Annotated in this window: 20 protein-coding genes; 10 read left to right on the top strand and 10 right to left on the bottom strand. The window is 54.3% G+C overall.

Going from position 1 to position 23022, the window contains the following annotated elements:
• Positions 1-10: 10 nt before the first annotated feature.
• From K9G39_RS05920 to K9G39_RS05905, 4 genes are all read left to right on the top strand, one after another.
• A complete protein-coding gene (locus tag K9G39_RS05920; RefSeq protein ID WP_292004032.1) occupies positions 11-1723 on the top strand; it encodes a peptide-binding protein in 1713 nt (570 codons plus the stop codon).
• Positions 1724-1729: 6 nt separating this feature from the next.
• Positions 1730-2695 (top strand): ABC transporter permease, encoded by a 966-nt coding sequence (locus K9G39_RS05915; RefSeq protein ID WP_292004010.1) that lies wholly within the window; start codon positions 1730-1732, stop codon positions 2693-2695.
• A 37-nt stretch (positions 2696-2732) separates the two neighbouring features.
• Positions 2733-3764 (top strand): Holliday junction branch migration DNA helicase RuvB, encoded by a 1032-nt coding sequence (gene ruvB, locus K9G39_RS05910; RefSeq protein WP_292004009.1) that lies wholly within the window; start codon positions 2733-2735, stop codon positions 3762-3764.
• A gap of 289 nt (positions 3765-4053) precedes the next feature.
• The gene (locus tag K9G39_RS05905) at positions 4054-5520 is read left to right on the top strand and encodes a tetratricopeptide repeat protein (RefSeq protein ID WP_292004031.1); all 1467 of its coding nucleotides are present in this window, start codon (positions 4054-4056) and stop codon (positions 5518-5520) included.
• Between the two features lie 83 nt (positions 5521-5603).
• Here the strand turns inward: K9G39_RS05905 and nifJ are convergent, their stop codons facing one another.
• Positions 5604-9164 (bottom strand): pyruvate:ferredoxin (flavodoxin) oxidoreductase, encoded by a 3561-nt coding sequence (gene nifJ / locus K9G39_RS05900; RefSeq protein WP_292004008.1) that lies wholly within the window; start codon positions 9162-9164, stop codon positions 5604-5606.
• 285 nt (positions 9165-9449) lie between these two features.
• On the opposite strand from nifJ, the gene rlmB reads away from it, so the two are divergent.
• From rlmB to gcvPA, 3 genes are all read left to right on the top strand, one after another.
• The gene (rlmB, locus tag K9G39_RS05895; protein WP_292004007.1) at positions 9450-10196 is read left to right on the top strand and encodes a 23S rRNA (guanosine(2251)-2'-O)-methyltransferase RlmB; all 747 of its coding nucleotides are present in this window, start codon (positions 9450-9452) and stop codon (positions 10194-10196) included.
• Between the two features lie 261 nt (positions 10197-10457).
• Positions 10458-10841, top strand: a complete 384-nt coding sequence (gcvH, locus tag K9G39_RS05890) for a glycine cleavage system protein GcvH (RefSeq protein WP_292004006.1) — start codon at positions 10458-10460, stop codon at positions 10839-10841.
• A gap of 33 nt (positions 10842-10874) precedes the next feature.
• Positions 10875-12206 carry an aminomethyl-transferring glycine dehydrogenase subunit GcvPA gene (gcvPA, locus tag K9G39_RS05885; protein ID WP_292004005.1) on the top strand — a complete coding sequence of 444 codons (1332 nt, stop codon included), beginning with the start codon at positions 10875-10877 and terminating at the stop codon, positions 12204-12206.
• 92 nt (positions 12207-12298) lie between these two features.
• Here the strand turns inward: gcvPA and dapA are convergent, their stop codons facing one another.
• The 4 genes from dapA to K9G39_RS05865 all read right to left on the bottom strand — a co-directional run bounded on the left by dapA (position 12299) and on the right by K9G39_RS05865 (position 16126).
• A complete protein-coding gene (dapA, locus tag K9G39_RS05880) occupies positions 12299-13189 on the bottom strand; it encodes a 4-hydroxy-tetrahydrodipicolinate synthase (protein WP_292004004.1) in 891 nt (296 codons plus the stop codon).
• A 155-nt stretch (positions 13190-13344) separates the two neighbouring features.
• A complete protein-coding gene (gene recN, locus K9G39_RS05875; RefSeq protein WP_292004003.1) occupies positions 13345-15051 on the bottom strand; it encodes a DNA repair protein RecN in 1707 nt (568 codons plus the stop codon).
• Positions 15052-15163: 112 nt separating this feature from the next.
• A complete protein-coding gene (locus tag K9G39_RS05870) occupies positions 15164-15376 on the bottom strand; it encodes a twin-arginine translocase TatA/TatE family subunit (protein WP_292004002.1) in 213 nt (70 codons plus the stop codon).
• Between the two features lie 111 nt (positions 15377-15487).
• Entirely contained in the window at positions 15488-16126 is a 639-nt protein-coding gene (locus tag K9G39_RS05865; protein ID WP_292004030.1) for a phosphatidylserine decarboxylase, read from the bottom strand.
• A gap of 182 nt (positions 16127-16308) precedes the next feature.
• Between K9G39_RS05865 and tilS the strand changes: the two genes are divergently transcribed.
• Positions 16309-17286: a tRNA lysidine(34) synthetase TilS gene (gene tilS / locus K9G39_RS05860; RefSeq protein ID WP_292004001.1), complete on the top strand. Its 978-nt coding sequence runs from the start codon at positions 16309-16311 to the stop codon at positions 17284-17286.
• A gap of 8 nt (positions 17287-17294) precedes the next feature.
• Here the strand turns inward: tilS and K9G39_RS05855 are convergent, their stop codons facing one another.
• The 5 genes from K9G39_RS05855 to trpD form a co-directional block, all read right to left on the bottom strand.
• Positions 17295-18329: a hypothetical protein gene (locus tag K9G39_RS05855; protein ID WP_292004000.1), complete on the bottom strand. Its 1035-nt coding sequence runs from the start codon at positions 18327-18329 to the stop codon at positions 17295-17297.
• Positions 18330-18340: 11 nt separating this feature from the next.
• Positions 18341-18781 carry a ribonuclease HI gene (gene rnhA / locus K9G39_RS05850; protein WP_292003999.1) on the bottom strand — a complete coding sequence of 147 codons (441 nt, stop codon included), beginning with the start codon at positions 18779-18781 and terminating at the stop codon, positions 18341-18343.
• Between the two features lie 73 nt (positions 18782-18854).
• Entirely contained in the window at positions 18855-19073 is a 219-nt protein-coding gene (gene rpmB / locus K9G39_RS05845) for a 50S ribosomal protein L28 (RefSeq protein WP_292003998.1), read from the bottom strand.
• Positions 19074-19206: 133 nt separating this feature from the next.
• The gene (gene chlG / locus K9G39_RS05840; protein ID WP_292003997.1) at positions 19207-20199 is read right to left on the bottom strand and encodes a chlorophyll synthase ChlG; all 993 of its coding nucleotides are present in this window, start codon (positions 20197-20199) and stop codon (positions 19207-19209) included.
• 75 nt (positions 20200-20274) lie between these two features.
• Positions 20275-21330 carry an anthranilate phosphoribosyltransferase gene (gene trpD / locus K9G39_RS05835; protein WP_292003996.1) on the bottom strand — a complete coding sequence of 352 codons (1056 nt, stop codon included), beginning with the start codon at positions 21328-21330 and terminating at the stop codon, positions 20275-20277.
• 220 nt (positions 21331-21550) lie between these two features.
• On the opposite strand from trpD, the gene K9G39_RS05830 reads away from it, so the two are divergent.
• Together K9G39_RS05830 and cutA are read left to right on the top strand one after the other, a co-directional pair.
• Positions 21551-22645, top strand: coding sequence for an aminopeptidase P family protein (locus K9G39_RS05830; RefSeq protein WP_292003995.1), 1095 nt, complete (start codon positions 21551-21553; stop codon positions 22643-22645).
• A 50-nt stretch (positions 22646-22695) separates the two neighbouring features.
• Positions 22696-23022, top strand: a complete 327-nt coding sequence (cutA, locus tag K9G39_RS05825) for a divalent-cation tolerance protein CutA (RefSeq protein WP_292003994.1) — start codon at positions 22696-22698, stop codon at positions 23020-23022.

Here is a 23022-nt window from a genome sequence, read left to right as displayed (position 1 = left end):
GGCAGCACTCATGCTGCTGTTTAGCTCATGCGGACGGACACCCGGCAGCGGTGACAGGGGAGCTGCAGCGAGGGATTCGACGCTGGTCATCGCCATGCTTGGCGATGCCGATTACCTCAACCCCGTTATCGGTTCGAGCGTTACGTCGAGCAATATTTCCGGTCTGATCTATCCGGGGCTTCTGCAGAGCGAGTTCGATACCACAACCGGACTGCTGAATTTTCTGGCTCTCGAAAAAAAATTCCGCCCTTCCAACGGGGGCAGAAAACCTGAAGCTGCGCTGGCCAGAACATGGGTCATGTCTGCGGACCACAAGTCCATCACCTATATCCTGCGCAACGATGCCTTCTGGGACGACGGCAAACCGGTCGTTTCCGGGGATTTCAGGTTCACCTATCGCCTCTACGGCAATCCCGTGATCGCAAGTCCCCGTCAGCAGTATCTTGCTGAGCTTATCGGAGCGGACAGGGGATCGGTCGATTTTGACCGGGCTATCGAAACTCCGGACGATACCACGCTCATATTCAGGTTCTACAAACCTGTACCAGAACATCTGGCGCTTTTTCATACCTCGCTTACGCCGCTTCCCGCGCATCTCTGGCAGAACATCAAGCCGGAGGATTTCAGGAGCTCGCCGCTCAATCAGAAACCTGTTGGAGCTGGACCCTACAGGCTGCAGTCATGGGGAAAACAGCAGGAGATGGTGCTGGCTTCCAACAGAAAGTCGAACCTTCCCAAACCGGGAAACATTCCCCTCATCAACTGGCGGATTGTGCCTGATTACACGGTGAGGCTCGCACAGCTGCAGACCAATACCGTCGACATTGTCGAAAACATCAAGCCGGAGGATTTCAGTGCTCTGTTGAAGGCGAATCCGGGAGTCGAGACCAAGAGCGTCGGTCTCCGCGTTTATGATTATGTCGGCTGGTCCAACATCGATCAGGCTGCCTATCACAAAAACGGTCAAATTCTGCCGCATCCGCTTTTCGGTTCGTCGGAAGTGCGCAGGGCCCTCACCATGGCCATCGACCGTGAGGCGATTATCGACGGTTATCTCAAAGAGTACGGTTCCGTCTGCAATACCGATATTTCTCCGTCACTGAAGTGGGCCTACAACCGCTCCATCGCCCCCCATCCTTATGATCCCGCAGCAGCAGCGTCCCTGCTTGAAAAACAGGGGTGGCGTCCCGGACCGGACGGTATATTGCAGAAACAGGGGCGGAAGTTCAGTTTCGTACTCTACACCAACTCCGGCAATGCAAGACGGAACTATGCAAGCGTGGTCATTCAGCAGAACCTCAAGGCTCTGGGCATCGACTGCCGGCTCGATGTCCAGGAATCGAACGTCTTTTTCGAGAACCTGCAGAACCGGAAACTCGACGCATGGATGGCCGGCTGGTCGATCGGGCTTGAAATCGATCCGCTCGACGTCTGGGGTTCCGACCTGAAAAAGAGCACCTTCAATTTTACCGGTTACCGGAATCCGAGAATCGACGAAATCTGCGAACTGGCAAAGGAGAAACTGGTTCAGACCGATGCCGGCCCCTACTGGCTGGAGTACCAGGAGATTATCCACCGTGACCAGCCGGTTACCTTTCTCTACTGGATAAGGGAGACCCTGGGATTCAGCAAGCGAATCTCCGGAGAGCAACTCAATATTTCCGGTACTTTTTACAATATTGACGACTGGACGCTCACGCCCTCGTCAAACCTTGCCAGGTAGAACCGTATGCTGACCTATATTCTCAAAAGACTGCTGCTTTCGATACCGCTTATTTTCGGGGTATTGACCCTGACGTTTTTCATTATCAGGCTCGCTCCGGGAGATCCGGCGGCTTTTTTCATCCAGCCTGGTATCAGCCCCAATGTCGCCGAGCAGATCAGGGCGCAGTACGGGCTGAACGACCCGTTGCCGGTTCAGTATGTCAAATGGCTCGCCAATGTGCTGCAGGGTGATTTCGGTCGCAGTTTCAGCCGGGCCCAGCAGCCCGTTTTCGAGGTGATAGCCCAGGCCCTGCCGGTTACCGTGACGATTGCTGCCCTCACGCTCGTTGCCAATTTTACCTTCGGCATCGTTATCGGCATTATTTCGGCAGTTCGGCAGAACAGTTTTCTCGACCGGTTTCTGACGGTTACCGCACTGTTCTTTTACTCCATGCCGGAGTTCTGGTTCGCCCTCATGATGATTATCGTTTTTGCCCTCAAGCTTCAGTGGTTTCCGGCCTCCGGTCTCAATGAAATCGGCGCCGAAAGTTTCGGGCCCTTCGGTTTCCTTGTCGATAGGATATGGCATCTCGTGTTGCCGGTAACGGTGCTGAGCATCAACGGTGCGGCCGGCATAGCCCGCTATGTAAGGGGAAGCATGCTCGAGGTGATACGGCAGGACTATATCCGCACGGCAAGGGCCAAAGGACTTCCCGAGAATGTCGTGATTTTCCGCCATGCGCTGCGCAACGCCCTGCTTCCGGTAATTACCCTGATGGGAAGTTCGCTGCCCTTTATCTTCAGCGGCGCGCTCTTCATCGAGGTGATTTTCGCTTTTCCGGGCATGGGCCGTGTTACCGTTGAGGCGATTTTCGCCCGTGATTATCCGCTCATTATAGCCAATACCTTTATTTCCGGGACGCTGATTGTTTTCGGTAATCTTCTTGCCGATGTGCTCTATGCTGTGGCCGATCCGAGGATAAGACTGTGACCGATACCCTGAAGAACATAACGAAGGCAGGCTTCCAGTGAAAATCGAACTCTTGAATACTCCGGCAGACGCTCTTGAAATCAGGTTCGAGGAGCAGATCCGCCCGATAAAAATGGAGGATTTTACCGGCCAGCAGCGTCTGACCGATAATCTGAAGGTTTTCATATCGGCAGCAAGAAAGCGCGGCGATGCGCTTGATCATGTTCTTCTCTCAGGCCCTCCGGGACTCGGCAAAACCACGCTTGCTTTCATCATCGCCTCGGAGATGGGCAGCAGTATCAAGGCCACTTCAGGCCCGCTGCTCGACAAGGCAGGAAACCTTGCCGGTCTACTGACCGGACTGGAGAAAGGGGATGTGCTTTTTATCGACGAGATTCACCGCATGCCTCCTGCTGTTGAGGAGTATCTCTATTCGGCAATGGAGGATTTCCGCATAGACATCATGCTCGACAGCGGTCCTTCGGCCCGTGCCGTGCAGCTGCGCATCGAACCCTTTACGCTTGTGGGTGCGACAACCCGTTCCGGTCTTCTGACCTCTCCGCTCAGGGCGCGTTTCGGTATCAGCAGCCGTTTCGACTACTACTCCGCCGAAATTCTCGAGCAGATCATCGTGCGCGCATCGGGCATTCTCGGTATCGGTATAGAGCGGGATGCAGCCGCTGAAATTGCCGGTCGTTCCCGCGGTACGCCGCGCATAGCGAACCGGCTTCTGAGGCGTGCCCGTGATTTCGCCCAGGTTGCCGATGCGCCGGTCATCACCCGTTTTATTGCCATGACGACGCTTGAACGTCTTGAAATCGACGAGGAAGGGCTTGACGATATGGACAAGAGGATCATGGACACCATTGTCAACAAGTTCAATGGCGGCCCTGTAGGAGCGGCTTCACTGGCTGTTTCCGTTGGGGAGGAGCAGGACACTATCGAGGAGGTTTATGAGCCCTATCTTATCCAGGCAGGATATATCACCCGAACGCCGAGAGGCCGTATGGCAACCCGCAGGGCGATCAGCCGGTTCTCGCTACCGGGAAGCGGCATCGCTGAAGGTTCGCTGTTCGACGCACTTCCCTGAGAGTCGATTTCCTGCCTCGGGCAGCGTTGTTGCGGTACCCGGGTTTTCCGGCGGCAGCAGGATTCCGTTTTTTTCTTTCGGGCTTCTTCTGCTTTTTCTGCTTTCGGCGTGCAGTTCCCGACCGGCAGTAAAAGCAGGGGGGGGTTGGCCTGCAGCGAGTGAGGCAGCTGCTGAAAGTGCGAAAAACCGTTTTGTCTCGGCTCTTCTGCTTGCCGAAAAAGGTGATTTCTGGGGTGCGATTGACACCTATCGTACCGTCCGGATATCCGAGCCTGCCGCAAGGGCGGCGGTGCATCATGCCACAGCCAGAGCCTTTCTGGAACTCGGCGTAGCCGATTCGGCAAGAACCCATGCCGAAAAAGCTGCGGCAATTGAACCCGGGAACCGGCACTATCTTCTTCTGCTTGCCACCGTCGCCCATCAGATGAAGGATTACGGCCGCGCTGTCGCGCTCTACACCGATCTGGTGAAGCTTGAACCCGGCCGCAGCGATTATCTTACCCTGCTTGCTCTTGAGCACATCGCTTCAGGCGACCCGGAAAAAGCGCTCGGGGTTTTTCAGCGTCTCCTGCAGCTCGATCCCTCTGACGAGAACACCCGGGCCCAGGTGTTGCTGCTTGAAATCAAGCTCAAACACTACCACCAGGCCATCGAAACGCTTTCCGGACTTATCGAGGAGGGGGAGGAAAAAGCACGTTTGCAGCTTACCCTCGGCGAACTCTATGTGGAAACCGGTCAGACAGCTCTGGCCTCGAAAACCTTTAGGGAGATCATTGCAACCAACCCCCGTTTCGTCCCGGCATGGCTCGCCCTGCTCGAACTTTCGGTAGATACGAAAGACAGGAACGCCTTTCTTCTCGACCTCAACGCATTTTACACTACCTCCGGTCTGAAGCTGGAACAGAAAATAAGCCTCGCCGAACTGTTTTATGTTCGTGCGGCAAAAGACAGCGCTTATGTCCAGCCGCTTTATGGCATGCTTGCCGAGATCGGGAAGCGTCATCCCGGCGAACCGGCGGCGGCGATGCTCAAAGGCAAACTTAAACTGAGGGAAAAGAATCCTCTGGAAGCGGAGAGGGAGTTCAATGCAATTCTTCGGAAGCATCCGGCCCATATCGAGGCGTGGGAGGACCTTATTACGGCCTATATCATGCAGAAAGAGTATGCAAAGGCCACCAATGCCGTCGCAAGGGCAAAAAAAGTGGTCAGGGTAACCCCCATGAGGCTGCTCGTTCTGGAAGGTTATACCGCTTTTCAGTCAGGTGACACCCGGAAGGCCGTCAGGCTGCTTGAAAAAGCCCTGCAGGAGAAGCACAGGGAAAAGGATCGCTGGATATATCTCCAGGCAGCATCGACGCTTGCCATGAGTTACGACAAGCTGGGCCTGACGGAAAAAAGCCTTGCCATGTACCGTGCGATTCTGCTGCTCGATCCCGGCAACGCTCTTGCCATGAACAATTATGCATACATGCTCTCCCTGCAGGGCCGTGATCTTGCCGAGGCAAAAAAATTTGCCCTGACAGCCGTCGCCCAGGAGCCGGACAACCCGGTTTATCTCGATACGCTTGGTTGGGTGCTGTTCGGGCTGGGTGAGTACCGTGAGGCCCTTCAGTATCTCGAAAAGGCCTCATCGCTTGCAAAGGATGACCTCGAGATAGCCGGTCATCTGCTGAAAGTCTATGAAAAGACGGGAGATGAGCAAAAGGCAAGGCTGCTTCGCCAGAAGATCGGGATGATGGGCGAAAGCGGCAAATGAACGAATAATGTGCATAAATGCAGAACGGCGGGGGGTTCCCGCCGTTCTGCATTTATGGTCTCTGTGTGCCGTTTTCTTCAGGATCAGGATTTGATCTCGCTGAATGAACGGGCTGCAAGGTACTCGTAATGAGCCCAGCGAGCATCCACGGCTTTCTGAATTTCCGCATAGTATTGCTCAGCAAGAGCCGGATGGCTTTTCTTGAGCATTCTGAACCGGTTTTCATTGTTGAGGAACTGTGCAATCGGGATTTTCGGCTTTTTCGAGTCGAGTATCAACGGATTTTTTCCCTCTTTCAGGAGTTCAGGATTGTAGCGGTAGAGTAACCAGTGACCGGAATCAACGGCAGCTTTCTGGTTATCAAGGCCTGTTGCCATGTTGATGCCGTGGGCAATACAATGGGAGTAGGCAATGATGATCGAAGGACCGTCGTACGCTTCCGCTTCGAGGAATGCCTTGAGGGTCTGATCGTCACGGGCGCCGAGTGCCACACTTGCGACATAGGCCGTGCCATAGCTCATGGAGATCAGTCCGAGGTCCTTTTTGTTCGTGACACGTCCGGCAGCAGCGAATTTGGCAATGGCTGCTTTCGGGGTTGCTTTCGATGCCTGGCCTCCGGTATTGGAGTAGACCTCCGTGTCAAGTACCAGAAGGTTGATGTTTTTGTTGCTGGCCGTGACATGATCGACGCCGCCGTAACCGATATCGTAAGCCCAGCCGTCGCCTCCCACACCCCATACACTCTTTTTAACCAGCATGTCTGCAACCGAGAACAGATTTCTTGCATCGGCTGAATCGATATGCTGAAGTTTATTTTTCAGTACCGAGATACGTTTACGCTGTTCAAAAATTTCAGGTTCGCTGCTCTCTTTCGCGTCGAGAATCTCCGTAGCAAGGGATTCGCCAATTTCGGAAGCCATTCTCTTCACGAGTTCCATGGCATATTCCCGCTGTTTGTCGATCGAGCTTCTAAAGCCGAGCGCGAATTCCGCCGTGTCCTCGAAGAGCGAGTTCGACCATGTCGGCCCAAGCCCTGCAGCATTGGTCGAGTATGGCGTTGTGGGAAGGTTGCCGCCATAAATGGATGAACATCCCGTTGCATTGCCGATGACCAGCCTGTCGCCGAAGAGCTGGGTCATAAGCTTGACATAGGGGGTTTCACCACATCCGGCACAGGCTCCGGAAAACTCGAAGAGTGGCTGCTGAAGCTGCTGCTCCTTGATCAGGCGAACATTAATTTTGTTGCGGTCGTATTCCGGAATATTGAGGAAGTAGTTCCAGTTGTCGATTTCCGCTTCACGCAGTGGGGCCTGGGGTTGCATTTCCAGCGCTTTTCTTTCGGGGTTGCTGCGATCTTTTCCAGGGCAGACATGTGCACACATATCGCATCCGGTACAGTCTTCAGGGGCGATCTGGATGGTGTATTTCATCCCTGCCCAACTGGCGCCCTTTGCGTCGATGCATTTAAAGGTTTTCGGTGCATTGGCGAGGTATTTCGCGTCGTACACTTTCGGTCTGATTGCCGCATGCGGGCAGACCAGCGAGCATTTGCCACACTGGATGCAGAGCTCAGGTTCCCATACGGGAATGTTTTCGGCAAGGTTCCGTTTTTCGAATTTCGAGGTTCCCGTAGGATAGGTCCCGTCAACCGGCATATCGCTGACCGGAATATCGTCTCCTTCGCCGGCAATGATCCTTGCAAGCACATTGCAGACGAATTCGGGAGCTTCACCGACAATCGGTGAACGGAGCTCCTTGTCGCTTTCTGCAACCGAGCCAAGGGTTACTTCATGAAGGTTCGCAAGCGTGTTGTCAACCGCCTGGATGTTCTGGTTGACCACTTCGTCACCTTTCTTTCCGTAGGTCTCCCGGATGGAGTCCTTGATTTTCTCAATGGCCTCTTCACGCGGCAGAACACCGGAAATGGCGAAGAAGCAGGCCTGCATGATGGTGTTGATGCGCTGACCCATTCCGCTTGTCTGGGCGACCTTGTAGGCGTCTATGGTGTAAAGTTTCGCCTGTTTTCTTATCAGGTGTTCCTGAACGATTTTCGGCAGTTTTTCCCACAGCTCTTCAGGTGCGTAGTGCGAGTTCAGCAGCAGTGTGCCGTTCTCTTTGAGATTTTTCAGCAGATCGATCATTTCAAGGAAAATCCAGTGGTGGCATCCGATGAAGTGAGCCTCACTGACGAGATAGGTCGAATGAATCTGTTTCGGCCCGAAACGGAGGTGCGAAGTGGTGATCGAGCCGGCTTTTTTCGAGTCATAGACGAAATAGCCCTGGGCATAGTTCGGAGTGTTTTCGCCAATAATCTTGATCGTGTTCTTGTTCGCTCCAACCGTGCCGTCCGAACCGAGGCCGTAGAAGATAGCCCGGAATACATCATCCGGTTCTATGGAGAACGAATGGTCGTAATCGAGGCTTGTACCGGTGACATCGTCATTGATGCCGACAGTGAAGTGGTTTTTCGGCGAAGCGGAAGCCATGTTGTCGAAAACGGCCTTGACCATGGCAGGGGTGAACTCTTTCGAAGAGAGTCCGTACCTGCCTCCGGTGATTGCCGGTATGGCTTTGATAAGTCCGTTGTTGAACCCTTCGAGCAGGGCGTTTACGGTGTCGAGATAGAGCGGTTCTCCGGCACTTCCGGGTTCCTTGACGCGGTCAAGTACCGAAATGGATTTAACCGATGCCGGCAGAGCCTTGACAAAACGCTCAATATCGAAAGGACGGAACAGCCGGGCATTGATCACGCCGACTTTTTCGCCTGTATGGTTGAGAAATTCGACGGTTTCCCGCACGGCTTCGACTCCCGATCCCATGAGAATGACGACTCTTTCAGCATCGGGTGCGCCGTAATACTGATACGGTTTGTAGTGGCGTCCGGTCAATTCACCGAATTTGTCCATCAGACGTTCGATGATGCCGGGACATGCGTTATAGAAACTGTTAACGGTTTCCCTTCCCTGGAAATAGACATCCGGGTTCTGGGAGGTGCCGCGGATTATCGGTGCATCCGGGCTCATCCGACGGTTGCGGTGGGCAATGACGAGTTCGTCGCTGACCAGCGCCCTGATGACCTCATCGGGAACCACTTCGATTTTTGAAATTTCGTGTGAGGTTCTGAATCCGTCGAAGAAGTGCATGATCGGTATTCTTGACTCGAGGGTCGCTGCGGCCGCAATCAGGGCCATATCCATAACTTCCTGGACTGAACTCGAAGCAAGAAGGGCGAATCCGGTTCCGCGAACGGACATGACGTCGCCGTGGTCTCCGAAAATCGAGAGAGCCTGTGCTGCGAGCGAACGGGCAGAAACATGAATGACGCAGGGAGAGAGTTCTCCTGCGATCTTGTACATATTCGGAATCATCAGAAGCAGACCCTGCGAAGCGGTAAAGGTGGTGGTCAGCGCACCTGTTTGCAACGCGCCGTGCACGGCAGCCGCGGCGCCGGCCTCACTCTGCATCTCGTCTATCTTCGGGATGGTTCCCCATATGTTGGTTTTTCCTAAATCAGCCCATGCGTCCGAATACTCGCCCATGGGTGATGCCGGCGTGATCGGGTAGATTGAAATTACTTCACTGGTACGGTAGGAGATATGAGCTAAGGCTTCATTTCCCTCCATTGTCTTAAACGTCCGGCTCATATTGGCAGTTGTTACTGGATTTATTTGATAAATGAAAAACAGCGACTGAAGAAATAAAAATGGCACAAAACACAGTAATGTAAACTTCTGAGGACTGGAAAAAGTTACATCCGAAGTCGAAAAAAGTGCCAAATGAGAGTGACCTAAAAGATATAAAAAAAATCGAATTCAAGTCAATTTAATTACATTCGAAGTGATAACCGGAACAAAACAGTTTTTCAGCGGAGTGGTGCTCCACTCCAGCCATCGGCGAGCGCCACTCCGGACACTCCATACAAGTTAGATATGTACACAGAACAGTCTGAAAATGTTGTTTATGGCCGCAATGCGGTTCTCGAGCTGCTTCAGAACAAGCCTGACAGTATCGAGAAAATCTATTTTCAGTTCAATACGTCGCACCCGAAGCTCAAGGAGATCGTCATAACCGCCCGGCGCCTTAAGCTGGTCAGCGGCAAGGCCCGTCTTGAGAAACTCACCCAGATTGCCGGTTCGGCAAAGCATCAGGGGGTCTGCGCCCTCATCACCACCGTATCCTTCTATACGCTCGAGGATGTTCTCGCTTGTCCCCGGAACACTTCTCCTCTCCTTGTCGTGCTTCAGGGGCTTGAAGACCCTCACAATATCGGCGCGATTATTCGTACCGCCGAAGCCGCGGCCGCAGATGCCGTCGTGCTGATCGAAGGCCGCGGAGCGCCGGTCAACGCCGCGGTGCACAAAGCTTCTGCAGGAGCCCTGTCGCATATGCGGATATGCAAGGTGAAAAGCCTGGTGCGCACCCTCGAATATCTTCGTGAACGCAATTTCCGGGTTTTCGCCGCCGATATGGATGCCGAGCTCAATTACACCGATGCCGATCTTAAAGGATCGACGGTGCTGGTGCTGGGTGCCGAGGGAAGCGGGCTTTCACCCGAAGCCATGAAGTTCTGCGACAGCACCGTGCGAGTTCCTATTGCCGGATGCGTCGAGTCTCTCAACGTCAGCGTAACGGCCGGAATTCTGCTCTATGAATCCATGCGTCAGCGTCTTTTATAAGGGAACCCTTCTTTGTTTGTTTTGCTCCGAAATCCGGTTACAGCGTCAAGGGGTTTATGCCCTGCGCTACCGGTTCCGGCTTCTCCGGAGCTCATGAAAGACCCGCTTATCGTCGAAGAACAGAGGTGCCCGAAAGCTGCGGAGTGCAGCTTTGATATGCAAATATCCGGGCATGTTTCAGCTCTTTGAAAAATATATTACCTTGACCTTCAAGCTTTATCAGCATTTTCTCAAGCCAACTCTTAACAAGGTTATTTTCCCATGACTATTCCTGACGATCTTCGCTACACCAAAGACCATGAATGGATCAAACTGCTGGAAGACGGCAGCTCCGCACTTGCAGGCATTACCGATTTCGCGCAGTCCGAGCTTGGTGACATTGTTTTCGTCGAGCTGAAGCCTGCCGGAACGAAACTCAAAGCGCATGAGGTTTTCGGAACGGTTGAAGCGGTCAAAACCGTCGCCGACCTTTTCGCTCCCGTGGCCGGCGAGATTCTGGAGGTGAACGGTGCACTCGACGCTGCTGAAATCGTCAACCAGGACCCCTACGGAGAGGGATGGCTGGTGAAGATACGCATCGACGATCCCGCCTCGGTCGCCGAACTTCTCGACGCTGCGGCCTATCGTCAGCTTACCGGCGAGTAACCTTTTCAACCCTATCAGTTTCTACCTGAACCAATGCCATTTATCGTCAATACCGACCGGGACCGAGAGGATATGCTCCGGAGTATCGGGGCCGCATCGTTCGATGATCTGATTGCCGACATCCCGCAGGAAATCCGCCTGCAGCGGGTGCTCGACCTTTTTCCGGCTCTCGGCGAACAGGAGGTCCTGAAGCTGCTGGAAGGTCTTGCCTCGGCCAACCGCAGCAGCGCCGGTTATGTCAGCTATCTCGGAGGGGGAGCCTACGACCATTTCATCCCTTCGGCCATCAAAAGCATCGTTTCGCGCAGTGAGTTCTATACCGCCTATACGCCTTACCAGGCGGAGGTTTCGCAGGGGACGCTTCAGGCGATTTACGAGTACCAGAGCATGATGTGCCGTCTCTACGGCATGGACGTCGCCAACGCCTCGATGTACGACGGAGCGACCGCTCTGGCCGAAGCCGTGCTCATGGCCATGAACGTTACCGGCCGCGAGCAGGTTGTGCTTGCCGGCAGAATGAACCCGTACACCGTCAGTGTCCTGAAAACCTATCTTGAAGCCTCCGGTCACGGCGTGATTCTGCAGAACAGGCTCGAAGATGGAGTCGGCAGTCTCGAAGGCCTCAAAGAGCTTGTAAGCGATCGTGTCGCCGCAGTTGTCGTCCAGCAGCCGAATTTTTACGGATCGCTTGAAGAGGTAGAGGTGATCGGTGCCGAAGCCCACGAGAAAGGTGCGCTTTTCGTTGTTTCTGCTGATCCGCTTTCTCTCGGCATTCTTGCCGCTCCCGGCAGTTACGGCGCCGATATCGCGGTTGGCGAAGGACAGCCTCTTGGCAATCACCAGAATTTCGGTGGGCCCTATCTCGGCATCTTTACTGTACGGCAGGCCTGTGTCCGCAAGATTCCGGGTCGTCTTGTCGGCATGACGAAAGACCGTGAAGGCAACGACGGATTCATTCTCACGCTTCAGACTCGCGAGCAGCATATCCGCAGGGAAAAAGCTACTTCGAACATCTGCACCAATCAGGCACTCTGTGCTCTTCAGGCTGCAGTCTATCTTTCACTGCTCGGCAAGCAGGGCATCCGTGAAGTGGCCGAACAGTGTGCACTCAAGGCGCACTATCTGGCAGGCAGGATCACCGGGATTCCCGGCTATTCACTGAAGTATGGGGCACCGTTTTTCCGCGAATTCGTGCTGGAAACGCCGCTGCCCGCAGCTGAAATTATCGGCGCCATGCTCGACAAGGGCATTTTTGCGGGTTACGACCTTTCCGCGTGCGGGGAGAGCGGCCTTCTGGTCGCCGTTACCGAAAAACGCACGAGAGCGGAGCTCGACAGTTTCGTTCAGGCTCTCTTGCTTCTTTAGAGGCTTTTGCAACAGCAGTAAAAAAGCTGTCCTTTTCGGGGGACAGCTTTTTTATTTCGTTTTTTTTGTGCTTTTCAGCGCCGAGGGAGCCTTCAGAGGAGTCCGAGGTTCTGCAATTCCTCTTTCAGGACAAGCCTGTTTTCATCCGCAAGAGGCACCAGAGGCAGCCGGTAGACCTCTTCGATCATGCCCATCAATGCCAGCGCGTATTTAACCGGTACCGGGTTGCTTTCAATGAAATTGAGCCTGAAGAGACGACGGTAGCGGCTGTTGATGGCTCGTGCTTCATCGAGTCGGCCGGCTCTTGCAGCTTCGACCAGCTGCTTTACGGCTGTCGGTACCTGGTTTGCCGCTACGGAAATCACTCCGTCTCCGCCCATGGCCATGAACGGAAGTATCAGCATGTCCTCTCCGGTCAGTACGGAAAAGTGTTCGGGTCTCTCCTCAAGCAGTTCCGTAATCTGGGCGATATTGTCCGAAGCCTCCTTGACTGCGGCGATGTTTCCGAAGTTTCGGGCAAGCCTGAGTATGGTCGAAGCGGCAACATTGCTGCCGGTTCGACCGGGAACGTTGTAAATGATGACCGGAACGGAGACCGCTTCGGCAATGCAGCGGTAGTGCTGGTAGATTCCCTCCTGCGAGGGCTTGTTGTAGTATGGCGCTACCGACAGGATGGCCGAAGCTCCGGCTTTTTCGGCATTTTTCGCCAGTTCGACGGCATGGTCGGTAGCGTTGGTTCCGGCACCAGCCGCAACGATGAGGCGCTCACCGGCCTCCTCCCTGACGGTACGGATAATGAGAGTCTGTTCCTCTGCCGAGAGTGTCGGCGATTCACCGGTCGTTCCGCAGGGGATGACCATATCGGTTCCGGCTTCGGCCTGAAAGCGAACCAGCATTCTGAGCGAATCGGTATCGACACTCCTGTCCTGCCTGAACGGGGTGACCAGGGCAACGGCGGAGCCTGAAATGAGTCGTGTGGACATACGAAGTAAAACACCTTGTTAATGGTCGCTTCCATCGGAGCACACCCTCCTTTTTCCGATGAAGAAGGAGGGCGCGGTACTCAGGTGTCGATAGAAGCGTCCTGATGGCAATAATCGGTTATGGTACGAATAATAAGGCAAACTTCCCGCATTTTCTAAGCTGATTTTGCGCCAGTTACCAGTTCTCCGGCAAGTTTGAGCGAGGAGTCTGAAATATTGCGGCCGCTGATGAGTCCTGCGACTGCGCGGATATGGCCCTCTGCATCGAGTTGCACCACTCCTGCTGATGTTCTTCCGTTCTCGGTGGTTTTTCCAATAGAAAGATGGGCGTCGGCCATGGCGGCAATCTGCGGTAGATGGGTGATGGCGATGATCTGGTGCAGGCGGGAAAGCCTTTTCAGGCTTGCAGCTACGGCATGGGCCGTCGTGCCGCTGATACCGGTATCGATTTCATCGAATACGAGAATCGGCAGTGCAGCCGATTCGGCAAGGGCGCTTTTCAGTGCGAGCATTACCCGTGAAATTTCACCTCCCGATGCGGCTTTCGCCAGCGGCTTCAGCTCTTCGCCGGTGTTGGCCGAAATCAGGAATTCGATTTTTTCATGTCCGTTTCCAAAGGCCCTGAATCGTAACCCGTCGATGGTAATGTCGCCCAGAGGGTCTTTTTCCGCACTGAACGTCGTCCGGAATCGTGCTCCGGCAATACCGAGCATCGAGAGTTCCCGTTCGAGAGTTTCATCAAGCTTCGCGGCTGCGTTTCTTCGCTTTTCCGACAAGGCAGCCGCAGCTTCGGAGAGTTTCAGTCGCTGCAGGTCGGTCTCCCTTTCGAGACGGTCGCGTTCTTCGGTAATGGACTCTTCGAAGCCGAGCCCCAGGGATAGTTCGTCTCGCCATGCAATCAGATCGGCGATGACTCGGCCATATTTTCTCTGTGTCCGTTGGAGCAGGAGCTGGCGTCCTCTCAGGGTGTCGAGCCGGTCGCCATTGAATTCTACGGCTGCCGTGTACCGGTTGACAAAGCGGTAAAGCTCCTCAACCATGCTTTCGGCGGAACGGGTATCCTCGAGCCGGCTTTCGAATCGTTTGTCGATTGCGGCGAGTTTCTCAAGAATGTGGCGGGCCGAGGAGAGCGCCGAATATGCCGAACGTTCCTCTTCGTAGAGCAGACTGCCGAGTTCCGTGCCAAGCCCGAAGAGCGTTTCGGCATTTTCAAGGAGCGTTATTTCGCTTTCCAGCTCATCCTCTTCGCCTTCCTTCAGCTCGAGGGCGTCGAGTTCGTTGAACTGGAACTCCATCATCTCTTTTCTCTCTCTGAACTCTCTGGCGCGTTCCTCGAGCTGTTTCTGCCGGGCGGAGAGCGCAGCGATACGCGAAAATGCATCCCGGTATGCCGAGCTTTCCTGTGCGCTTTGGGCGAAAGCGTCGAGCATTCCCTCATGAGATGCGGCATTGAGCAGCAGTTGATGGTCGTGCTGGCCGTGCAGGTCGATGAGCAGCAGGCCAGCCTGTTTCAGCAGTCCCGCCGTGCAGGGGGTGTCGTTGATGAAGCATCGCGACTGTCCGGAAGCGGAAATGTCCCTGCGTAGCAGGGTTTCGGGAGCGTTTTCTATTCCGGCCTCTTCCAGAAGGGGTCGCAGCCTTTCGGGAAGAGTACCGGAGAATATCGCTTCGATGACCGCCTTGTTTTCCCCCGAGCGGACAAGGTCGCTGCTGGCGCGTTCTCCAAGTACCAGGCTCAACGCCCCGACAAGCATGGATTTTCCCGCGCCGGTTTCACCGGTAATTATGGTCAGGCCCGGAGAGAATTCCACGGTCAGTTCCCGTATCAGGGCGAAATTTCTGATGTATAGGCTGCTGAGCATGAGCCGTAGTCCTGGTTGGAGATAACTGCAGGAAAGATAAAGCTAAAACAGGTTGAATAAAAACTAACCGAAAAGCCCTTCAGGGAGGGCTTTTTCAGGTGAACGTGCAGGTTCAGGATTTCGATTCCGTCGGGTTTTCCGGAGTTTTTTTTGGTGGTTCTTCCACAACCTTGTTGAACTCATCCTCGATTTCAGTCTGGGCTTTTTTGAACTCCTTCATGCCTTTGCCCAGGCCGCGAGCAAGTTCAGGCAGCTTTTTTGCACCGAACAGAAGCAGTATGATCAAGAGAATAAGTATGAGTTCCTGACCGCCTAATCCGAACATGATCTCTCTCCGCGAATTAAAACGTTGAAAAGTATATTACTTGGTATTTATATAATCATTACTCCATCCGAAACCAAACTTTTTCGGGATGCAAACCGGGGTTCCGGAGCCTCAGAAGCGCGCGATTACTGTTTCTCCGGCTCTTGTCCGCTCGCCAGCCCTGACGGTCACCACTGCTTGTTCCGGAAGAACGATATCGACCCTCGAACCGAACCTGATCATGCCGAACCGGTTTCCCTGCACCACCCGATCACCCTGATCAAGCAGGCAGACTATCCGGCGGGCCATGAAACCCGATACCTGGCTGAAGAGCACCTTCATTTCGCCGTTTTCTATGCCGATCTCCATTTTTTCATTGCTCTCCAGGCTTCGGTGATCGAAAGCCATCATGAAAGTTCCTGGATGATAGCGGAGGTGCGTGACCGTTCCGTCAAGAGGTATGCGGTTTACATGCACGTTCAGTGGAGACATGAATATGCTTACCAGCGTCGATGAAGGGCCGGTAAAGCTGTTGACGGAAGGCTGTACCAGAAGTATCTTTCCGTCGGCCGGGGCGACGATGGTGCTTTTTTCATCCGGCGGATTCCTCCTGGGGTCCCGGAAAAAATAAAGCGTGAAAAGCAGGAGAGTCAAAGAGAGCAGCAGAGCTGCCGGAAGAAAGGGCATGGCAAAAAAAGCCGTAAAGCCCGAAAGAAGGATGGCGATGAGGCCGGTTTTCAGAATGGTCGGGTAACCCCAGGGAGTGAACATGGCTGGTCTGATCAAGGTGATGGAGACGGTTGCGGCGCGGCAGCGTCAGGTCGCCGGCGTTTTTTTCCTTGTCGGGGTCTGAAGATACCATTTACGACGGTTAATGGCAGTCCCTTATGGTAATACGGATGAAAAAATACATTTTAGTTATTCTCTGCAAACATTGAACAGCGGAAAATGCCGTGAACCGTCTCGAAAAAAAATTTCTGCAGCAACTGCGCGACCGTCAGCTTGTCACAGGAGGGGATCATGTGCTTGCTGCGGTTTCGGGAGGTCCCGACTCCATGGCGCTTCTGCACCTGCTCAAAGAGGTCGCTCCCGTTGTCCCTTGCCGGATCAGTGCGGCTCACTGCAACTTTCAGCTTCGAGGAGAGGAGAGCCTGGGTGACGAGCGCTTTGTCAGGGAGCAGTGCACTCTGGCTGAAGTTGAGTGTTTTATTGTCCGTTTCGACACTGCGGCGGCGTCTGCATTGCGGAAGAAATCGCTTGAAGAGACCGCCAGAGAGTTGCGGTATGGATGGTTTGCCTCGCTCCTTGAAGAGCACGGCATGACGAAAATCGCAACCGGCCACCATGTCAGCGACAATGCCGAAACCATGCTGTTCAATCTCTTTCGGGGCACCTCGCTGCTCGGCCTTAAAGGCATCCGGGCCATGCATGGAAGGGTGACGCGTCCACTGCTGCTGCTCAACAGGAGCGAGATAGTCGACTACCTCCATGAAAAAAAGATTCCGTACCGTACCGACGACAGCAACTTCGGCATCGATTACGACCGCAACTTCATCCGTAACCGGGTTATTCCGCTTGTCGAGGAGCGGTTTCGCCACAAACTGCTCCCATCGCTGCAGCGACTTTCGGAGCAGGCCGGGGAGCTTGAAGCGTTTCTTGAAGAGTATTTCGAACGCCTGACAACCTCACGTCCGGGCCTTTCTTTACTGCAGGGCAGGCTCGATGCCCGGGAGCTGGGGCAGCTCTCAGTCTTCGAACAGAAAGAGATATTCAAAAGGGCACTTCAGGAATCAGGAGCATCGCCCGATGCTGCAATGCTGCAGCGCCTCGTTTCGCTTCTGCACTCGCAGCCGGGTCGGAAAATCGTTGTCAGCGGCAGGCTTGTCGTAGCATGGAAAGGGCGGTACCTCTATTTTCAGACAATTCCGTGAGCTTCTTTTCAACGTTCGCTTCCGGTTTTCCTGAAAATATTTTCCGGCAGGTTGGTATGGATGATGACCGATTCGAGATTCTGCTGAATGCTGACCCTGTCGAGCAGTTCTCTGGTCTGCCGGTTTGTTCTCGATTCGGAAAGGCCGGAGAGCCTGGCTGCGCCCCAGAGGAAGGTAGAGGCGAAAAACGCCGCCCGGCGCGTCCTGTAGACCCATTCGGTTTCGGCTTCGATACCGTCCCTGAATTTTGCCGACAGGGCGAGGTGGAGGATACGGTTCAGATTTCCCACCCCCTTCATGTCGCTGTTTGCCGAAGTGAGGCTCTGCAGCGCACTGTTTGTCCATTCTGCTGAAGGCAGGGCAAACCAGAGATGCGATTTATAGACAGCCTTGTCGATCAATGCGGCAGAGAGCGAGTCCCGCTCGAAAAAACTGCCGGAAGGTTTCAGGAACCCCTGGAGCATCTGCCGGCTGCTGGCTATCGCTATTCTTCGCGGGCCAAGAGGGCAAACCCAGAAATTCCGGTCAAGGGCATAGCAGTTACGGTCTTCCGCCGGAGCGCTCTCCAGACTTTTCAGTTTCAGAAAGGATTCGGGGAGTTTGTCGGAAAAACTTCCGGAGGCCACCGCTATGAAGTCGTTCTTTTTAAAGCCGGCCCGGCGGAAACTCAGAAGCAGGGTGTCTATGTCTTCCGACATGACGATTCCCCGGCTGTTCATGAGGCTGTCGATTTTCCCCCCCATTCTGATGATCGGGGCCTTTTTCATGGAATCCGGCATGACCTTTCGCCAGAATGAACTGTTTCGGATATCCTTCATGCCGAGGTAGATCAGCGCATCCGACTTTCCCGGAATGCGCTCGATAAGATTTCTGACATCCCTGTTCAGCGGTTCCGGTTCGATACGGGGCTTGGACCAGTTTACCCATACAACAACGCCAAGAAAGAGCAGCATGCTTATCATGCTGATCGAAATGAGCAGCCCGGGGCCTTTTTTAAGGGAGCGTTTCTGTGGCGTCTCTTCAGGTCCGGTGGTGCTCTGCATGGCTCAACAGGTCAGGAGTTGTTTTTGATTGCCTCGCGGGCAAGTTCGTCGCAACGGTTGTTGAAGACGTTGTTGCTGTGGCCTTTGACTTTGTGAAAGGTAACCTCGTGCAATGTAACCAACTTCAGTATTTTTTTCCACAGGTCGATATTTTCGACACTTTTTTTTGCCGCAGTGAGCCAGTTGTTTCCGGTCCAGCGCTTCAGCCATCCCTGGTTTATGGCATTGACCAGATAGGCGGAATCGCTGTACAGATCGACCATACAGGGCTCCTTCAGGGCTTCGAGTCCTTCGATTGCCGCCGTGAGCTCCATGCGGTTGTTGGTGGTGGCGCGCTCGTAGCCGGAAATCTCCCGACACTGGCTTTCATACATCAGAAGAGCCCCCCAGCCGCCTTTGCCGGGATTGCCGCTGCAGGCTCCGTCGGTGTAGATGATGATTCTTTTTTTCATAGACTGAAAAAGGCTCAATCCGGTTATGGATTGAGCCTTGGGAAAGCAGTTGTGATGTACTCCGGGAAGAAGCTTATTTCAGGAGTGCAGCAAGCTTGGCTGTTCCGGTTCTGGAGATGATTTTCATGGCTTTCGCGGAAAGCTTCACCTTGACCCAGCATTTTTCCTCTTCAATCCAGATTCTTTTTGTATGCAGGTTCGGTTCGAAACGGGTACGGGTGTGGTTATTGGCATGGGAAACATTATTGCCATATTTCGGTCTTTTTCCAGTAAGGACACAAACTTTGGACATGGTGCAGGTCTATTGGTGTTAAAAAAACGAAACGGAATATAACAATAGTTTTGAAAACCTGAAATCCCTTGTTTCATCACAGGATCGGTTCATGATGCAATCGTATGGTGCAGGCAGATCAGTGTCCGTTTTTTCACGGGCGTATGCCCGCCGCACACACCATCATGGACAGCACATAAAGCAGGGTTCCGAATGCGTTGTACCAGACAGCCTTTTCCCGTGGGCTGGCTATCAGGATTTTCTGCATGGGAAGCTGGGCAAGAAGCAGCAGGACGGCAAGTGCGGTCGTTATCCATGCGGCTTTGGCTATGAGAATCGAGATTGCGGCGATCTGGGCCAGATCCATGATTACCGATGCAAGTATAGCCGCTTTTTTCTCTCCAAGCTGTACGGGAATGGAGGCCACCTTCCGGATGTTATCGCCGACGACCGATTTGAAGTCGTTGAGCGTCATGATTCCGTGGGCACCGAGCGAGAAAATGATGGCAAGCGCGATGGTTTCAGACGAGGGTATGCCCTGGGTGATGGCAAAACAGCCCGTCAGCCATGCAACGCCTTCATAGGCGAGTCCGACGATGAGATTGCCAAACCAGCCGTTGCGTTTCGCCCTGATCGGCGGTCCGGAGTAGGCGTGTGACATGAGCACTCCGACAAAAGCGATGGCGACGACATAGGGGTGGATGGAGAGGGCGACCAGAAAGCCCGTGATAATGAGTCCAAAGGTGATGAGCCAGCTGGCCGATTTCGATATCTTGCCCGCAGGAATCGGGCGATCGGGTTCGTTGATAGCATCCACCTCGCGGTCGAAATAGTCATTCATGGTCTGCGACATCGCGCACATGAGCGGTCCGGCAAGAATGACGCCCCGCAAGAGGATCGACCAGTTCGAGGCCAGATCCTCACCGGTCGAGACAACCCCGCAGGCGAACGCCCACATCGGGGGAAACCAGGTGACGGGTTTCATGAGCGGAAGAATGGCCGACGGCTCGATCCTGAAACCCGGTTTGTTGACATTTTCCAGTGCCTGCTGAATGGCTTGCTGCCGGGTAGCACTCACTCCCGACATGCGCAGTTTGTCACTGATGCTGTGCTGGATATCAGGATGCAGGGTGTCGTTTCCGTTCATGATGACAATTAAAAACTCACTTCAGCTGCAGAGAACGCAACAATAATACAAGTTTTTTGGAAAAAATGTAAGCCCTTAGTTTACGGCTTTCCTGTAACGGTCGGAAAGTTCCGCATTAAGGTTCAGAATCTCCCGAAACTTCCTTCCGGCTTCACCGCTTTCCAGCGCCTCTTTCGACAGGGTGAACCCGTCATCGATGCACTGGGCATTTCCCGATACGTAACAGGCCATTGCCGATGTGAAGAGCGCTGCATCGGTCTGTGCCGGCGAAGCGCTGCCGTCGAGAATGTTTCTGATGATGGCGGCATTCTCCTTGCGGTCTCCGCCCTGAATGGCCGGGAGCGGGTGGCGCTGAAGCCCGAAATCCTCAGGGTAGACCGTATGGCGGCAGACATAGCCGTTCTGGATTTCAACGATCCAGGTAGGGCCGTCGAGGCTCGGCTCGTCGAGCGGGCAGCCATCGCCGGTCAGGGAGTGCACCACCATTGCATGGTGTGTGCCGGTTTGCAGCAGCACTTCCGTATAGAGCTCCATGAGTTCGCGGCTGTAGACGCCTACGAGCTGGCGCTTCGAACGTGCGGGGTTGATGAGAGGGCCGAGCATGTTGAAGAGCGTTCGGATGCCGAGCTCCCTGCGTACCTGCGCGACCCGTTTCATTGACGGGTGATAGAGCGGCGCGAAGAGGAATGAAAATCCTGTTCCGGCGAAAAGTTCCCTGGTTGCTTCCGGAGGGAGATCTATGCGGAACCCGAGCTCCTCGAGCACGTCGGCGCTGCCGCAGCTGCTGGTAACCGAACGGTTTCCGTGTTTGGCAACCGGTACGCCGGCACTGTTGGCGATAATAGAGCCTATGGTGGAGATGTTGAACGTTCCGGCATGATCGCCGCCAGTGCCGCAGGTATCGACGGCATCTTCTGAGAGATCGATGGCGGTTGCCCTGGCGATGAGGCTGTAGTAGGCTCCGGCTATTTCCGTCGAGGTCGCCCCCTTGCGTTCGAGCAGCGCAAGCAGCGCAGCAATGACCGTATCGGGAAAAACGCCGTTCATGATGGCGTTCATGCACTGTGTCATCTCTTCCTGCGTGAAATGTTCACCGGAGAGCAGTTTGTGAAGAAAATCCTTGTGGGCCATGAAAAAAATGGTTGGCAAAGAGAGTGAATATGTATAAATCTAAAAGGAAGCCCTGCCGGCAATTGCCATGAACGGGTTGCAGGTTCCGGAGAAGTGCCTTGACCGGGTGAAGGCGCGCAATCCAAAAACAGAGCAATCCTGAATTATAACAAGAATATGGCGTATTGCAAGCGTCCGGGCCATTGCCTCCGGTATTTTTCACGCAGTTGAACAAGTACGCATGGATCATCAGTTTCTTGACGGATACCGTGAAACGGACCTTGGCAAGGTTCGAGAAAAAATGAAGGCACAGAGTCTCGGGTCGCTGATTGTCTCCGATCTTTCCGTTATCCGGTGGCTTTCAGGTTTCAGCGGCTCCAGCGCCCGCTTGCTCGTCACGCCGGAGCGGTTTGTTCTTTTTACCGATTTCCGCTACCGCGAGCAGGCAGCCAAAGAGGTCGGGCTTGCCGAGACGGTCATCGCTTCCGACGGTTTCGCACAGGAGGTCGTTTCCGGCAGCTATCCGCTCGGATCGGCTGTCGGCATACAGTCCGACAGCATGACGTGGGATGAGGCGCAGCGACTTTGCGGACGGCTCGGCCCATTGATCGCCGCGGTACCGCTCGTTTCTTTTTTCGATGACCTGAGAATGGTGAAAAACCGTATCGAGCTGATGCACCTGCAACGCGCAGCATCGATCAGCGAGCAGGTGCTCGAGATGATTCTTCCTCTTATCTGCCCGCAGGTGAGCGAACTTGATATAGCTGCCGAAATCACCTATCAGCATAAAAAACTCGGGGCCGAAAAAGACTCGTTCGATCCTATCGTGACTTCAGGTGCACGGGCGGCCATGCCTCATGCAAAGCCGACGGCCGAGCACTTCCGGCCGGGTGAGCTTATCGTTATCGATATGGGCTGTGTCTGGGAAGGCTACGCTTCCGACCAGACCCGAACGGTGGCTCTCGGCAGGGTGTCTCCTGAAGACCGGGCGATATACCGTATCGTTGCCGAAGCTCAGCAGCTCGGGCTCACCATTGCCCGATGCGGCATGAGTGCAGCCGAGCTTGACGGAACAGTTCGGGGTTATATCGATCGGCGCGGATATGGTGAGGCATTCGGCCACAGTCTCGGCCACGGTGTCGGCATCGACGTGCACGAAGAGCCGCGTATCAGTTCGAAAAACTGCCGGCTTCTCGTTGAAAACATGGTGTTTACTATCGAGCCCGGCATCTATCTTCCCGGTCGGCTTGGCGTTCGCATAGAAGATACCGTTGTGCTCCGCAGCGATGGGGCTCAGCCTTTCCAGCGTTTCACGAAAAAGCTCCTCGAACTATAGGCCGCACCCCGGTATCAGTCAGTTTTTGCAACCCAAAAGGATATGTTGCCATGAACGAAGAGTACTGCGTGGTCGTTACGACAATTCCAGGAAGGGAGGATGCTGAAAATCTCGCCGAAGGGATTCTCAACAACCGGCTTGCCGCCTGTATCCAGATGACCGGTATCCGCAGTTTTTTTCTCTGGGAGGGAGAGATGCAGCGCGAGGCCGAAATGCTGCTTCTGATCAAAACAACCGCAGCGCGCTATGAGGCTCTCGAGTCGTACATCAGCGAGTATCACCCCTACGATGTTCCTGAAATCATCCGGATACCAGTCACCGCAGGGCTTTCCGGCTATCTGTCATGGCTCAGCGCCACAACCAAGCCTTCTGCCTGA

The sequence above is a fragment of the Chlorobium sp. genome (assembly GCF_021740465.1).
GTDB lineage: Bacteria > Bacteroidota > Chlorobiia > Chlorobiales > Chlorobiaceae > Chlorobium.
The sequence above is the reverse complement of the archived record's forward strand: the minus strand, read 5'-3'. Positions and strand labels throughout refer to the sequence as shown.

Coding starts and splice junctions, on each gene's coding strand:
- K9G39_RS05920 (WP_292004032.1), top strand. CDS start 11: ATGCTGCTGTTTAGCTCATGCGGACGGACACCCGGCAGCGGTGACAGG.
- K9G39_RS05915 (WP_292004010.1), top strand. CDS start 1,730: ATGCTGACCTATATTCTCAAAAGACTGCTGCTTTCGATACCGCTTATT.
- nifJ (WP_292004008.1), bottom strand. CDS start 9,164: ATGAGCCGGACGTTTAAGACAATGGAGGGAAATGAAGCCTTAGCTCAT.
- rlmB (WP_292004007.1), top strand. CDS start 9,450: ATGTACACAGAACAGTCTGAAAATGTTGTTTATGGCCGCAATGCGGTT.
- gcvH (WP_292004006.1), top strand. CDS start 10,458: ATGACTATTCCTGACGATCTTCGCTACACCAAAGACCATGAATGGATC.
- gcvPA (WP_292004005.1), top strand. CDS start 10,875: ATGCCATTTATCGTCAATACCGACCGGGACCGAGAGGATATGCTCCGG.
- dapA (WP_292004004.1), bottom strand. CDS start 13,189: ATGTCCACACGACTCATTTCAGGCTCCGCCGTTGCCCTGGTCACCCCG.
- recN (WP_292004003.1), bottom strand. CDS start 15,051: ATGCTCAGCAGCCTATACATCAGAAATTTCGCCCTGATACGGGAACTG.
- K9G39_RS05870 (WP_292004002.1), bottom strand. CDS start 15,376: ATGTTCGGATTAGGCGGTCAGGAACTCATACTTATTCTCTTGATCATA.
- K9G39_RS05865 (WP_292004030.1), bottom strand. CDS start 16,126: ATGTTCACTCCCTGGGGTTACCCGACCATTCTGAAAACCGGCCTCATC.
- K9G39_RS05855 (WP_292004000.1), bottom strand. CDS start 18,329: ATGCAGAGCACCACCGGACCTGAAGAGACGCCACAGAAACGCTCCCTT.
- rnhA (WP_292003999.1), bottom strand. CDS start 18,781: ATGAAAAAAAGAATCATCATCTACACCGACGGAGCCTGCAGCGGCAAT.
- rpmB (WP_292003998.1), bottom strand. CDS start 19,073: ATGTCCAAAGTTTGTGTCCTTACTGGAAAAAGACCGAAATATGGCAAT.
- chlG (WP_292003997.1), bottom strand. CDS start 20,199: ATGAACGGAAACGACACCCTGCATCCTGATATCCAGCACAGCATCAGT.
- trpD (WP_292003996.1), bottom strand. CDS start 21,330: ATGGCCCACAAGGATTTTCTTCACAAACTGCTCTCCGGTGAACATTTC.
- K9G39_RS05830 (WP_292003995.1), top strand. CDS start 21,551: ATGGATCATCAGTTTCTTGACGGATACCGTGAAACGGACCTTGGCAAG.
- cutA (WP_292003994.1), top strand. CDS start 22,696: ATGAACGAAGAGTACTGCGTGGTCGTTACGACAATTCCAGGAAGGGAG.